At 40.1% G+C, this 13,282-nt stretch carries 15 protein-coding genes and 2 pseudogenes; 6 read left to right on the forward strand and 11 right to left on the reverse strand.

Features of this window, described 5'->3' with window-relative positions; genetic code table 11:
• Window positions 1–43: 43 nt before the first annotated feature.
• The 3 genes from ACQKL5_RS11670 to ACQKL5_RS11680 all read right to left on the reverse strand — a co-directional run bounded on the left by ACQKL5_RS11670 (window position 44) and on the right by ACQKL5_RS11680 (window position 3,112).
• Window positions 44–325, reverse strand: a complete 282-nt coding sequence (locus ACQKL5_RS11670; RefSeq protein ID WP_427608898.1) for a FlxA-like family protein — start codon at window positions 323–325, stop codon at window positions 44–46.
• Between the two features lie 126 nt (window positions 326–451).
• A complete protein-coding gene (locus tag ACQKL5_RS11675) occupies window positions 452–1,798 on the reverse strand; it encodes a glucose-6-phosphate isomerase (RefSeq protein ID WP_427608900.1) in 1,347 nt (448 codons plus the stop codon).
• 150 nt (window positions 1,799–1,948) lie between these two features.
• Complete coding sequence (locus tag ACQKL5_RS11680; RefSeq protein WP_427608901.1) at window positions 1,949–3,112, reverse strand: iron-containing alcohol dehydrogenase; 1,164 nt, start codon at window positions 3,110–3,112, stop codon at window positions 1,949–1,951.
• A gap of 196 nt (window positions 3,113–3,308) precedes the next feature.
• Between ACQKL5_RS11680 and ACQKL5_RS11685 the strand changes: the two genes are divergently transcribed.
• A complete protein-coding gene (locus tag ACQKL5_RS11685) occupies window positions 3,309–3,542 on the forward strand; it encodes a DUF378 domain-containing protein (protein WP_427608903.1) in 234 nt (77 codons plus the stop codon).
• Window positions 3,543–3,653: 111 nt separating this feature from the next.
• Here ACQKL5_RS11685 and yugI read toward each other — a convergent pair whose 3' ends face one another.
• Entirely contained in the window at window positions 3,654–4,058 is a 405-nt protein-coding gene (yugI, locus tag ACQKL5_RS11690) for a S1 domain-containing post-transcriptional regulator GSP13 (protein WP_402871118.1), read from the reverse strand.
• Between the two features lie 331 nt (window positions 4,059–4,389).
• Here yugI and ACQKL5_RS11695 point away from each other — a divergent pair, with 331 nt between their 5' ends.
• Both ACQKL5_RS11695 and ACQKL5_RS11700 read left to right on the forward strand, forming a co-directional pair.
• Window positions 4,390–5,739, forward strand: a complete 1,350-nt coding sequence (locus tag ACQKL5_RS11695) for a sodium-dependent transporter (RefSeq protein ID WP_427608904.1) — start codon at window positions 4,390–4,392, stop codon at window positions 5,737–5,739.
• Window positions 5,740–5,879: 140 nt separating this feature from the next.
• On the forward strand, window positions 5,880–6,239 hold the full coding sequence (locus ACQKL5_RS11700) for a helix-turn-helix domain-containing protein (RefSeq protein WP_427608906.1): 360 nt from the start codon (window positions 5,880–5,882) through the stop codon (window positions 6,237–6,239).
• Between the two features lie 162 nt (window positions 6,240–6,401).
• Here ACQKL5_RS11700 and ACQKL5_RS11705 read toward each other — a convergent pair whose 3' ends face one another.
• Both ACQKL5_RS11705 and ACQKL5_RS11710 read right to left on the reverse strand, forming a co-directional pair.
• On the reverse strand, window positions 6,402–7,574 hold the full coding sequence (locus tag ACQKL5_RS11705) for an aminotransferase (protein ID WP_427608908.1): 1,173 nt from the start codon (window positions 7,572–7,574) through the stop codon (window positions 6,402–6,404).
• Window positions 7,571–8,071, reverse strand: a complete 501-nt coding sequence (locus tag ACQKL5_RS11710) for an Lrp/AsnC family transcriptional regulator (RefSeq protein WP_402963031.1) — start codon at window positions 8,069–8,071, stop codon at window positions 7,571–7,573. The genes ACQKL5_RS11705 and ACQKL5_RS11710 overlap by 4 nt, the downstream gene beginning before the upstream one ends.
• 280 nt (window positions 8,072–8,351) lie before the next feature.
• Between ACQKL5_RS11710 and ACQKL5_RS11715 the strand changes: the two genes are divergently transcribed.
• On the forward strand, window positions 8,352–8,753 hold the full coding sequence (locus ACQKL5_RS11715; protein WP_427608909.1) for an alpha/beta fold hydrolase: 402 nt from the start codon (window positions 8,352–8,354) through the stop codon (window positions 8,751–8,753).
• 195 nt (window positions 8,754–8,948) lie between these two features.
• On the opposite strand, the pseudogene ACQKL5_RS11720 reads toward ACQKL5_RS11715, so the two are convergent.
• The 4 genes and pseudogenes from ACQKL5_RS11720 to ACQKL5_RS11735 all read right to left on the reverse strand — a co-directional run bounded on the left by ACQKL5_RS11720 (window position 8,949) and on the right by ACQKL5_RS11735 (window position 11,101).
• A pseudogene (locus ACQKL5_RS11720) lies at window positions 8,949–9,212 on the reverse strand (Txe/YoeB family addiction module toxin).
• Window positions 9,212–9,472, reverse strand: coding sequence for a type II toxin-antitoxin system RelB/DinJ family antitoxin (locus tag ACQKL5_RS11725; RefSeq protein ID WP_427608911.1), 261 nt, complete (start codon window positions 9,470–9,472; stop codon window positions 9,212–9,214). The pseudogene ACQKL5_RS11720 and the gene ACQKL5_RS11725 overlap by 1 nt, the downstream one beginning before the upstream one ends.
• 938 nt (window positions 9,473–10,410) lie before the next feature.
• The gene (locus tag ACQKL5_RS11730) at window positions 10,411–10,917 is read right to left on the reverse strand and encodes a hypothetical protein (RefSeq protein WP_427608912.1); all 507 of its coding nucleotides are present in this window, start codon (window positions 10,915–10,917) and stop codon (window positions 10,411–10,413) included.
• Window positions 10,895–11,101, reverse strand: coding sequence for a hypothetical protein (locus ACQKL5_RS11735; RefSeq protein ID WP_427608914.1), 207 nt, complete (start codon window positions 11,099–11,101; stop codon window positions 10,895–10,897). Before ACQKL5_RS11735 ends, ACQKL5_RS11730 begins: the two co-directional genes overlap by 23 nt.
• A 168-nt stretch (window positions 11,102–11,269) precedes the next feature.
• On the opposite strand from ACQKL5_RS11735, the pseudogene ACQKL5_RS11740 reads away from it, so the two are divergent.
• Window positions 11,270–11,674: pseudogene (locus ACQKL5_RS11740) on the forward strand (alpha/beta fold hydrolase); the annotation flags it as partial.
• 46 nt (window positions 11,675–11,720) lie between these two features.
• Here ACQKL5_RS11740 and ACQKL5_RS11745 read toward each other — a convergent pair.
• Window positions 11,721–11,999 (reverse strand): DUF1871 family protein, encoded by a 279-nt coding sequence (locus ACQKL5_RS11745; protein WP_427608916.1) that lies wholly within the window; start codon window positions 11,997–11,999, stop codon window positions 11,721–11,723.
• An 88-nt stretch (window positions 12,000–12,087) separates the two neighbouring features.
• Between ACQKL5_RS11745 and ACQKL5_RS11750 the strand changes: the two genes are divergently transcribed.
• Window positions 12,088–13,272 carry a MalY/PatB family protein gene (locus ACQKL5_RS11750; RefSeq protein ID WP_427609151.1) on the forward strand — a complete coding sequence of 395 codons (1,185 nt, stop codon included), beginning with the start codon at window positions 12,088–12,090 and terminating at the stop codon, window positions 13,270–13,272.
• The last annotated feature ends 10 nt before the right edge of the window (window positions 13,273–13,282 follow it).

A 13,282-nucleotide genomic window follows, 5' to 3' on the forward strand; every position in this document is an offset into this window, starting at 1 on the left:
CAAAAAGAAAATTGGCCTTATCACTGATTTCCAGGCTGTCCTTTTATTTTTGTGTGGTCACTTTCACTTGCCTGGTTTCCTTATCTTCTTCTTCTTCTTCTGCTTGCAGTTGCTGGATTTTCCATTCGAGTTGCTGCATTTCTTGTTGCAACTGCTGGACCTTCTCTGTCTTGTCTTCAGCGGTATCATTCGCTTGATAAGCTTCTTGAATATCTGCCTGCAACTCCGTTTTCTGTTTTTCCAAATCTTTAATGATGCTTTGAGTGCTGCTTGATGTTCCATATGAAGTGGTCGCATAATTAGGAATGGACGACAATATTTGCATGCTTAAGCCCTCCATTCTCTTAATGGGTGTAGATATAAGTATCACACTTCCCCCTTAACTTTTTCTTAATAATAAAAAAGGCATCAAGCAGGACACGATATGTCCAGCAAGATGCCTTTTTACCTTTTATAAGCGTTTTTCTAATTCTGCTTTTTTCGATTCAAATCCTGGTTTTCCTAGTAGGGCGAACATGTTCACCTTATACGCTTCGACACCCGGCTGATCGAATGGATTGACTCCCAATAAATAGCCGCTCATCGCACAAGCTTTCTCGAAGAAATATACTAGGTAGCCAAACGTAGCTGCATCAAGTTGTGGAACCGAAAGGATCAGGTTCGGTACATCGCCGTCTGTATGAGCTAACAATGTGCCTTCGAATGCCTTATTATTGACGAATTGAACGGTTTGTCCAGCCAAATAGTTCAAGCCATCCAAATCGTTTTCTTCCTCTTCAATCGTGATTTCATGTCGCGCCTTTTCTACCTTTATGACCGTTTCAAAAAGATCACGTCGTCCTTCCTGCACATACTGTCCCATCGAGTGCAGATCCGTGGAGAAGTTGGCCGATGCCGGGAAGATCCCTTTTTGGTCTTTCCCTTCACTCTCACCGAATAACTGTTTCCACCACTCAGAGAAGTATTGCAGACCAGGTTCATAGTTGATCAGCATTTCTATGGTTTTCCCTTTATTATAAAGAACATTACGGACGGCTGCATATTGATAAGCCTGGTTTTCAGAGAGCTCCGAAGAACTGAATTCCACTCTGGCACGTTCTGCTCCTTCCATGACTTGATCGATATCTGCACCACTCACGGCGATTGGAAGCAGTCCTACTGCCGTTAAAACAGAATACCTGCCACCAACATCATCTGGAATGACGAACGTTTCAAATCCCTCTTCTGTTGCCACTGTCTTCAAAGCGCCCTTCTCTTTATCAGTAGTCGCAAATATACGAGTTTTTGCTTCTTCAGATCCATACTTTTGCTCAAGTAGCTTCCGGAATATCCGGAACGCCAGTGCAGGTTCTGTTGTCGTACCCGATTTGGAGATGACGTTGATTGAAAAATCCTTGTCCGCCAATAGATCCATGACATCTTGCATATATGTAGAACTAATGTTGTTTCCAACGAATATGATTTGCGGAGTGTTTCGTTTATCAGAAGGCAATAGGTTATAAAAACTGTGTTGCAGCATTTCAATGGCTGCACGCGCCCCAAGATAAGAACCACCGATTCCGATAACCAACAATACGTCCGAATCTTTCTTTATTTTTGCGGCCGCTTTCTTAATCCTGAGGAATTCCTCTTTATCATAATTCTTAGGTAAATCAAGCCAGCCTAGATATTCATTGCCCGCACCAGTCTGTTCGTGTAGAGAATGGTGTGCCACTTTTACAGCATCCTGTAAATAAGTCATTTCATGCTTGCCAAAAAACGGTAGAGCTTTTGAATAATCAAAACGTATTTGGGACATGCCTATTCCTCCTTTAATCTTTGGTTACCTTTTCACTTTATCTGATGTCTATATCAGAATCAAGAAAACCAGAAGTAAATTCTGTTTTTATAGACAAAACTCCCACTAAGCGAGTAGTGGGAGCCTTATATCTTCTGTTCTGTTACTTACTTATAATGATGCACGTAGAATCGCAAGAACGTCTTCACGATTCAACACTTTAAATCGTCCGAATTCTCCATTGCTCATCGCTTTATCGGCAATGACCTCAATCTGTGAATCATCGATATCATAATCAGCAAGACGAGTTGGAGCGCCTAAGCTGCTCCAGAATGAACGAAGTCGTTCAATTCCCTCAAGTGCAACCTCTTCACTTGATTTGCCTTCTGGATCGACCTGGAAGACGCGGACTGCAACTTGCTTGAATCGCTCTACATTTTCGTGTAGCACATGTTTCATCCAGTTAGGGAATAATATCGCCAACCCTCCTGCATGAGGAATATCATAGACTGCAGATACGGCATGTTCAATATTATGAGTGGCCCAGTCACCAAGGTATCCTACCCCTAGTGAACCGTTTAATGCCACATTCCCCGCATATAATATCGTAGCACGGTGTTCATAATCCTCTAGATTTTCCAAAAGTTTAGGAGCCGTTTCCATAACCGTCACCAATAGAGATTCACAAAAACGGTCCTGAAGCGGAGCATGTGTTTCTTGATGGAAATACGTTTCGAATACATGTGACATCATGTCGACCATTCCATAGACCGTTTGGTTTTTCGGAAGGGAGAAAGTATTCTCTGGATCTAAAATGGAGAATTTAGGGAATACCAATGGACTTCCCCATCCATACTTCTCTTTGGTTTCCCAATTTGTAATAACCGAACCTGAATTGGCTTCAGAGCCAGTTGCCGCTATCGTAAGGACCGTTCCAAACGGAAGTGCTTCCTTGACAGGTGCCTTTTTGATGACAAGATCCCATGCGTCTCCTTCATACTTCGCACCTGCAACGATACCTTTTGTGGCGTCGATCACGCTTCCGCCACCTACCGCTAACACAAAATCAATTTGGTGTTCCTTACACAATTCCGCACCTTTACGGACAGTCGTGATCCGCGGGTTTGGTTCCACTCCTGCTAGTTCATATACCTCTGCATCAATTTCCTTCAAAACAGCCATGACCTTATCGTACAAGCCATTTTTCTTGATGCTTCCTCCGCCGTAAACAAGCAGGACTCTTTTTCCATAGGCTGGTATTTCAGCCTTTAGGGTATTTAATTGATCCTTACCAAAAATAATCTTAGTAGGATTCTTGTATGTGTAATTTTCCATTATATCTTCTCCTTTAACATTGCCACTATTCAAAAGGCTCCAAGACCTCATAGCAATGGATGTTTTACTTCTTCATTATGACCAATGTTCCATATAAATACAAAAAATCCGTTTAGTTTTTTTGTGGGTGTGTATATTATTATCTTCAAAATGCATGATAAGTAAAGAAAGATGCTTAAAAAAAGGAGGCAATATAATGAGTGGGATACAAAGAACCGCACTTGTTTTGACAATTATCGGAGCCATCAACTGGGGTCTGATTGGGTTTTTCCAATTTGACTTAGTCGCAGCGATTTTCGGCGGACAAGATGCTGCGTTGGCCCGTATCGTATATGGCTTAGTAGGGATTGCCGGTCTTGTCAACCTTGGTCTTCTCTTCAAGCCAAGTCCCGAACTGTCCCGTGAACCAGAAACTAAAACAACTCGATGATTTTTCAAAAGCAAAATAATAAAGCCGGTTCATGACAGACTCATGTCCCGGCTTTATCTAATTTTATAATAAAAAAAAACCGGAAGGTCCAAGGACCTTCCGGTAAAAAAATTATTTTTTGATTAAGTCTTCGCGTTCAGATTGGTCGATCCACGCTTGAAGTTTGTCTTTTAAAGAGTTGAATCCTTCAGTAGACTCGATGTGTGAAGTCGCTTTAACAGATGCTTGGCGTTTTTTTGGAGCTTTCTTAGGAGCTTCAGTACGCTCAGGAGCTTCTTCTGTTGCGCGGATTGATAAGCCGATTTTTCCAGCTTTTGAATCAATAGAAAGTACTTTAACTTTCACTTCATCGCCCACTTTTAAATGTTCGTTAATATCTTTTACGAACCCGTGAGTAATTTCAGAAATATGAACTAAACCTTGAGTTGAATCATCTAAAGCAACAAATGCACCGTATGGTTGAATACCAGTTACTTTACCAGTAACTACTGCACCAATTTCGAATTTTTCAGACATGGTAACACTCCTATTTTATATATATTTTTTCGGCTTTTCACGCAATACAAAATTATATCACAGAACTGGAAATAATCAAAGTTAAGTATACCATACTTTTTCCGTTATATCTTAAAAATTTTGTAATTAAGCGTTCATTTCGATATATGACTATTATTTATAACTTATCCTAAAAGTTTTCATTTAAACCTATGCTTTACTTTTCCAATCACATATTTTTCAAAAAATTATAATAACAAAATACTACCCATTTCAAATTAATCGTAGTAAGATGAAAAAATGTTTATCTCTACCTACTCATGTTTCTATACTTCAAAAGGAGTTTTTCATCATGGCCAAACAAGAGCAATGGTCTTCTAAAATTGGATTCATCCTAGCAGCGGCCGGTTCCGCTATTGGATTGGGTGCCATTTGGAAGTTCCCATATATGACAGGGACAAATGGAGGAGGCGCGTTTTTCCTCTTTTTTGTGATTTTCACCCTATTAATCGGTACACCTATACTCATCGCTGAATTTACCATCGGCAGGAATGCACAAAAGGATGCCATTCGTGCCTATAAACACATTGCCCCGGGAAAACCATGGGTGTTATTGGGCTATGGAGGAGTTCTTGCGTCCATCATCTTACTTTCCTTCTATAGTGTGGTCGGTGGATGGATTCTTTCCTATTTATGGAGAAGCTTTACCGGATCCCTCTCAAATTTAACCCAAACGGAATACAGCGATCTCTTCAATACCATTATAAGCAGCCCCTATGAAACGGTTATCGCTCAGTTTCTTTTCATGATCTTGACGATTTGGGTCGTGCAAGGAGGCGTATCAAAAGGAATCGAAAAAGCGAATAAATATATGATGCCCTCCCTGTTCGTGCTTTTTCTCGTCCTTCTCGTTCGGTCGATGACACTGGACGGCGCAATGGAAGGTGTTACATTCTTCTTGAAACCGGATTTCTCCTCTTTGACAAAGCAAACGATCTTATTAGCACTCGGTCAATCCTTCTTTGCACTGAGTGTGGGCATCTCAGTAATGGTCACCTATGCTTCGTACTTAAGCAAGAAGGAAGATATCACTAAATCGGCATTATCAGTTGTCGGATTGAATATTTTCATTTCCCTGTTAGCAGGCTTAGTCATTTTTCCGGCGGTATTCGCCCTTGGCTTCGACCCTTCTAGTGGTCCAGGACTGGTCTTTGTCGTGTTGCCTGCAGTCTTTAACGAAATTGCCTTAGGCGGCATCTTCATGACGGTTTTCTTCATATTATTATTATTCGCTACACTGACTTCTGCGTTCTCCATCCTGGAAATCATCGTAGCCTCCATGATCAAAGGTGATGTAACAAAGCGCCGGAATTCCTCATGGATTGCTGGGATACTGGTTTTCTTGATAGGGATTCCGAGCGCTCTATCATTCGGAGTACTGGCCGATGTGAAGATTTTCAACTTAACCTTTTTTGATCTTGCCGATTATGTAACGAGCAATATTGCCTTGCCTATCGGAGCCCTATTCATTTCTCTTTTCATTGGGTATCAAATGAAACGGATCTCAGTGCAAAAAGAGTTTCAACTGGGTTCCAGTCCAGGCTTTTCTTTCTTTAAAATTTGGTATTTCCTGATTCGCTACATTGTTCCGGTAGCTATCATCCTCGTATTTTTCAGTTCGATTGGTCTTTTTGACAAATAGCATTCTTTACAAAACGCCGCAACGGTTACCGTTGCGGCGTTTTCTTTCACAGAATATCCAAATCAATACACTGTATATAAGTTAAAATATGGTAAAATAACCATATAACTAATATTTCCTAAAAAGAGGAGTGCTTGACCATGTCAAATATCGCAAAGAATATTCGGCAATACCGAGAAGATCATAAACTCACTCAACAAGAATTGGCTTTGAAATTACGTATGGGCACAAAGAAAATCGAAATGTATGAATCAGGTGAAGTGATCCCTGATACCCAAACCATTCTACGACTTTCCACTGTTCTTGATATTCCTGCATCAGATCTTATTCAAAGCACCCCCATCATTGATACTTCAGGAGTGGACGAGGAAATGGCAGAACTCATCCGGGAAATTGGAATCAAGCAGGCTAAACTCATCCTACGTACCGCGAAAGATTTCAGTGAAGAACAAATAGTGAAAGTCATGAATCAGCTATATAATACACAAACGAATAGCTAAAAATTTTCATACAGGTAGTATTTTTTCCCAATCGTGTGGATATACTATGACTAACACTTTCTATGTTAATCCATTAAGATTAACTCTTTTTTCTAATTCCCCCTATGGAATAGGGATTCGTCGTATATTACGATTGAATCCCTATTTTTTTGCATGGAGTTTTTAGTACTTACTATATTTCTTCATGAACCGTTCCATTCTTTTTATAGCTTCCTGGAGCTGTTCCATGGAGGAAGCATAAGAACAACGGATATGCCCCTCGCCACTTTCTCCAAATACATCTCCCGGAACAACGGCGACCAGTTCTTCTGTCAGCAATTTTTCTGCGAATTCCATGGACGTCATGCCTGTTTTCTTAATCGATGGAAAAGCGTAAAAGGCCCCGCCTGGATTATGGCAGTCCAAACCGATCTCGTTAAGTGACTTCACAATATAATTGCGTCTTCCTCTATAGCTGCGACGCATATCTTCCACTTCTTGCATCCCGTTTTTCAAAGCTTCCAATGCCGCATACTGTGCCATGGTTGGCGCGCACATCATCGCATATTGGTGAACCTTGAGCATTGCTTCGGAAATTTCCCTAGGGGCACAGACGAACCCAAGGCGCCATCCAGTCATGGCAAAAGCTTTAGAAAACCCGTTGATGACGATCGTCCGCTCCAGCATCCCATCGATAGCTGCAAAAGATGTATATTTCTCATCATAAGCAAGCTCCGCATAAATTTCATCTGAAATGACCAATAGATCATGCTTTTGAACGATTTCAGCGAGTGCAGCTAACTCTGATTTCCCTAACTGTGTTCCAGTCGGGTTATTTGGCGAACAAATTAAAACCGCCTTCGTCCTAGGTGTAATGGCGGCTTCGAGCTGTTCTGGCGTTAACTTGAAATCGTGTTCCTTCGACGTTTGGACGGTGACCGGCACTCCGCCTGCCATGGTTACCAACGGTGCATAGGCAACGAAACAAGGTTCGACGACGATGACCTCATCGCCTGGGTTCAAGACGGTTCTCAGAGCAATATCAAGAGCCTGGCTAGCTCCCACCGTAACGATGATTTGATTCTGAGGATTATACGAAACCGCAAACTGCTTCTTCATATACCCACTGATTTCCTGCCTTAATTCCATCAATCCCGCGTTAGCTGTATAAGAAGTATACCCTTCTTCCAATGAGTTGATCGCCGCTTCACGGACCCCCCAGGATGTAACGAAGTCCGGTTCCCCCACTCCAAGAGAGACGACCCCTTCCAGATTAGCAGCCAAGTCGAAAAATCGACGGATGCCCGATGGTTTTAGCTCTGAAACCGTTCTTGATACGTAACTCGTTTTAATCATGGTGATACCACTATCCTTCTGTCTTCTTCTGTTTGTTCAAAAATCGTACCGTCATGCTTATATTTTTTCATAATAAAGTGAGTTGTCGTCGAAATGACAGAATCTAGCGTCGAAAGTTTTTCCGATACGAACCTTGCCACTTCATTCATTGATCGTCCTTCTACGATGACGGAAAGGTCATACGCGCCGGACATCAAATAGACGGACTCCACTTCTTTAAATCGGTAAATTCGTTTGGCTACCTCATCAAAGCCCACTCCACGTTTCGGGGTCACTTTGACATCGATCATCGCGGTCACACCATGATATTCATCCACTTTCGCCCAGTTAATGACTGTCAAATAACGGACAATCACGCGCATGTCTTCCAATTTTTTTAACGTTGATTCAATGTCCGCTTCTGATAAATCGGTCATTTTGGCCAAATCTTTTTGATCGATCCGACTGTTATTTTCAATGATTCTTAAGACTTCCAATTCTCCTTCATTCAAATGCATTGGAAAACCTCCCTAGTAGAATTCACAAATTTCAGACATGATGGTTAGGCTGGCAGAAAGTCAATCAATTTCTTTATAAAGGCATGTATGACACTATTAAATTAATAAGTCCTATTCTGTCAGGATAAACTTACACTATTATACCAAAGTTAAATGATTATCTGTTATAGTAATTGTGGTTTTTATGGGTATAATTTCTATTGTTGTTATGTAACAGTATATTCAGGAATTATCTTGAAAGTAAGGAACATCTCATATGTTTAGTTGAAGGAGTGTAGTCATGCAGGGTTATGTAAAAAAGGAAATCGAGCACGTCGGGAACATGGATTGGTATTACGAACACAACTTTATTGATGATTCCCTGCCCACACTTTTGTTGGTACATGGTTTCCTATCATCAAGCTTTAGCTTTCGGAAACTGGTGCCGCATTTAATTAAGGAATTCAATGTCATTTCGGTGGACCTTCCTCCATTTGGCCAAAGTGGAAAAACGAACCGCTATATCTACTCCTTTCGTAACTTTGCCAATTCCCTCGTCCAACTATTAGAAGGAAAAGGTATCAAGAAATTTAGCATCATTGCTCATTCAATGGGCGGACAAGTTTCGCTGCAACTCATGAATGCCTATCCGGAGCTAGTCGATCGGGCCGTCCTCCTTGCCGGATCAGGGTACGAATATTAGGCTTAAATAAAGCTCATATACTTCCCTTTAATTTTAAGCTCACAATACTAATGTATCAAACTTTCATTGCTTCATATAAGCACTATAAAAAGAGACACGTTGTAGATTTGAAAGGTTCAAATAATAAAAATGCAATCAAGCTACGCCCTTAATATAAGGGCGATAGCCAGAGAAACCTTTAAATTTGTTTCAATATCATTTATCACCATAATGAGTTCGGCACTGAGCAATTTCAATTTTCTCATCCTTGATACGATATACAAGACGGTCTTTGTCATTAATCTTACGACTCCACCAACCTGAGAGACCATGTCAAAGAGGTTCAGGTTCTCCTATACCTTTATAGCCATTTCGGTCAATATCTTGGATAAGTTTGTTTATCTTTTTAAGCGTTTTTCTGTCTTGTCCTTGCCAATATACATAATCTTCCCACGCTTCATCTGACCAATTTTTTTGCATTAGTCTACCTCAATAAGGTTATGTTCTGTGCCTTTCCCTTCATCAAATTGTGCAATTGATTTTTGTAGTCGAGCCATGTTTTCTTCGCTATAAAAAGGATCTACCAAAGATAGTTCAAAAGGGATCCTTTTCTCACGTGCCACTGTTTTAGCAAAAATAGTAATTGCAGTTGTTAAGTTCATTCCAAGTTCGTTACAAACATACTCCATTTCCTTCTTTAGCTGTTCATCCATACGAACACTAATAGTTGTTTGTGCCATTTTTTGCACCCCCTTTTCTATACCTATATTGTAATACGTAGTATTAACCGTATCAATACAACGTATTCGTTTTTTTTAAAAAGATACAAAAGAGCATTTTTTATCTATAAGGGGTCCTACCAACAAAACGCGTAAAACGCTAAGGGAATTTCAATCTAAAAAAAGTCGGTTCCATTACGTAAAGGAATCCGACTTTTTAAATTTGGCTTGTGCAACTAACGCACCCTTTAGTTTAAGTGTATTACTTCACAAGGTATATAGTTTTACACATAAGTAATTGATGCATTTGATACAGGAATGCTATATTGTTAGCACAATTAAAAATAAAACAACTTTATTATCGCTTAATACTATAGTCAAGACGAAGAAACCGAGTTTACCTTTTCGAATTGAACCCGGTTTCTTTGTTGCTAATAACTTTATTTTTAAGGCATGAAAAAATGAGATATATGAACATTCCGAGTAATAGATACGAAGGCAATAATAGAGGCTGCAACAAATTTCCAATAGGAGAGGCTATTGTAAACAGCAAAACAACTCCGATTATCACAATTCCAATAACTAAAGCGATGTTTACAACAAAGAAATGTTTCAGGAACGGACTTTTTCTTTTGAAACAGGCAACTAGAAATGTGACAGCAAACAAAGCTAAGAATATAAATTCAAATGTGTCTGACCAGGTTGCCAATTGGTTTTTCATATCTAAATTCTCTTGCGTTATATAACCATTAGCGTCGTGGTGAATGCTCGAATACCTAATAATATCCGTTGCAACATAGCCAATATAAGAGAGTAGCATGAAAACGAAATAGACACTCCATGATTTTTTACCTTGAGGCCATTTGATGATGCCCAAATAGTTCACCCTCTTTTCTGAATGATACCAGGGAAATTCTCAACCTGAGGCCCCTGGTATCATAGAATGTGTTATTCAATGATTAAGGTTGCATTGAACTAGCAGTCCACTTGTCCGTATGATTTCCAAAGTTGAAATTAAACCCTATAGGGAAGTCACCGATAGATGCACCAAGTGTAGCTTTCATCGTGTAATTAGCAGAAAAAGTTGCTCCAGCACCGGATTTACTGTTACTTGTAAGTATACCGTCCATATAAGGTGAAAATGCCGCACCAAAATTTGCTGAATCAAGTGTGATTCTTGGACCGCTAACCGACGTCACTTGCATGGTACTACTATCATAAGAAAAATTACCACTTAGAAGTGTAACCCATTCTTTTTGAAAAGCTCCTTTTGTAGATTTTGCTAAATGATAAAAGTGATTTGAAACACTCATACCTCTTATAGTACCTCTTGTTTGAGGGATTACATCTTCACTTCTATTATATGAAACTTGTAAATCCTGATCTTTGATGACATTTTGAATTTCTTTGTAATTCTTGTTTGCATAATACTGGCTTGTTTCGTTAACAAACTGATCTTTTTTCATCCTTACCGTATGCATCCTCTACATTTAGTAAATTAACATTTTTGTATGCATCGTCAATAAATTTGATAAAAAGTGTGCTTACATCTTGTGATTCAGGCCCTTCTAATTCACTTGCAGAAGCTAGAGGTGTTAGAACAAAGATGAAGCATACTAGCACTCCCATAATACTAAATAGTTTCTTCATTCTCCTTTGTATGTATTCATTTTAAGTATAATATGAACTGTTATAAAAATAAATTATTGTATTTTTTTGTAAAATATCCTCTATTGTATAAATTACTAAACAATAAATAATACATAAAAAATCGCTAATTGTTATTGTCCAAGTTTTCCTAAGAAAATGAAAATGCTCAGCTACCTTCCATTCTTTTCATTTGGGGTAAAAGGGTATCTGCAAAGGTCAGGGATTGATAAGAACTTAAGCAATGTCGTCCATAACCAAGCAATGATCGATGATGAAATGCGTCAGGGATATCTAGACCCTTTCATGAAGAACCATGACATATTCCGTGCCCTAGGAAAGATGTTGCGTGATAAGGAAGGCGATTTATCATCAGAAGAGCTCCATTCGATCCATACCCCCTGCCTGCTTGTTTGGGGAAGGTACGATAAGGTCGTACCGCTCGAGATTGGAATAAGACTCCACGAAGACCTACCCAATTCAAAGCTCATCGTACTGGAAGACACCGGCCACCTCCTTCCAGAGGAGAAACCTGAAGAAGTGTATCATTTAATCAAGAGGTTTTTAGAAGATTGAACATATATAAAAAGGGATGACTCTACTCGGGAGTCATCCCTTTTATCTAAATTGAACAGCTGGCATCGTTTTTTATGATCAGCAGTTTTTGCGCAACCTGTATACAGCGTTCCAGCTGAACGGGTTCATCGAATGCATATTCGTAGATGGATTTTATTTTCTCCGCTAGTTCCTGGAGGTCATCTATATCGCGAATTGCCACGACCGTGTCGGCAATCTCTGGTTCATACAGCTCCCCGCCAATCCCAAACGGATCCCATTCTTGTAAAGTAGTCACAAACGCTATATTCATTTGTTGTGTATCGATTATAATCACCTGCTCCATAATTTCGGAAAGAACATGTTATCATAGTATCATATCAAATATCTTTTCGTTAAGACAGAATCAAAGCATGGCAAAAAATTAATTGGCGGTGAATATCTTGAACAAATCTATTTTTGATGAACATATCAACAGGGAAAATACTGGTTCGGTAAAATGGGACAAACCGGCCCTACAATCCATATATGGCAGCGAAGACGTCCTACCTATGTGGGTCGCCGACATGGATTTCCCATCTCCAGAACCCATTCAAAAAGCATTGATCGCACGATTGAATCATCCTGTTTTCGGTTATACCGTTCCTTCTGAATCCATTTATAGCGAGATTCAAAAGTGGGTGAACAACCGACATCAATGGTCGATTACGAGAGACATGATTTCATTTAGCGCTGGTGTCGTATCAGCCATCGGTTCTACAATCCAGGCTTTTACGGAACCAGGAGATAAGATCCTTGTTCAATCCCCTGTCTATACACCTTTCTTTGACATGATTAAGAACAATGGACGGGAAGTGGTCAATAGTCCACTTCGTTTGGAAAAGGACCGGTTTGCCATAGACTTCGAAGATTTCGAAGAAAAACTGAAGACCGGCGTGAAGGTATTTCTTCTTTGCAGCCCCCATAATCCAGGTGGCCGAATTTGGACGAAAGATGAATTATTGCGGATAGGTGAACTTTGCCTAGCCTATAATGTCATCATTGTCAGTGATGAGATCCATGCAGACCTCTTCCACTCAACCGCGATACATTACCCTATCGCTTCATTAACGGATAAATTGGCGGATATCACCGTCACGCTAATGGCACCAAGCAAAACCTTCAACATTGCTGGCATGCAAGCTTCATTCTTGATTACGAGCAATAAAGAGCTACAAGTCAAACTGCAGAATGCCCAAACAAGACAAGCCTTCCATGGACTGAACATTCTAGCCTTAACGGCCATGGAAGCTGCTTACCGTGACGGTCTTAGCTGGCTCACGGAATTGACCGAATATATTGAAGGAAATGTAAAAGTGGCCGAAGAGTTCATCACAGCAGAGATTCCAAATCTTCGCGTCATGCATCCTGATGCATCTTATCTCTTATGGATCGACTGTCGCAATCTTGGCATCTCCGATAAGGAAATTCAAGAACGATTGATCCACAAAGGCAAACTAGCTTTAGAACCGGGTACTAAATATGGGCCTGGTGGAGAAGGCTTTGTCCGGATGAATATCGGTTGTTCACGTAGCCTGCTAACAGATGGACTAAATCGCCTCAAATTGGCTTTTTCATAAAAACAGACAA

The sequence above is a fragment of the Peribacillus sp. NPDC097675 genome (genome assembly GCF_050277655.1).
Taxonomy (GTDB): domain Bacteria; phylum Bacillota; class Bacilli; order Bacillales; family DSM-1321; genus Peribacillus.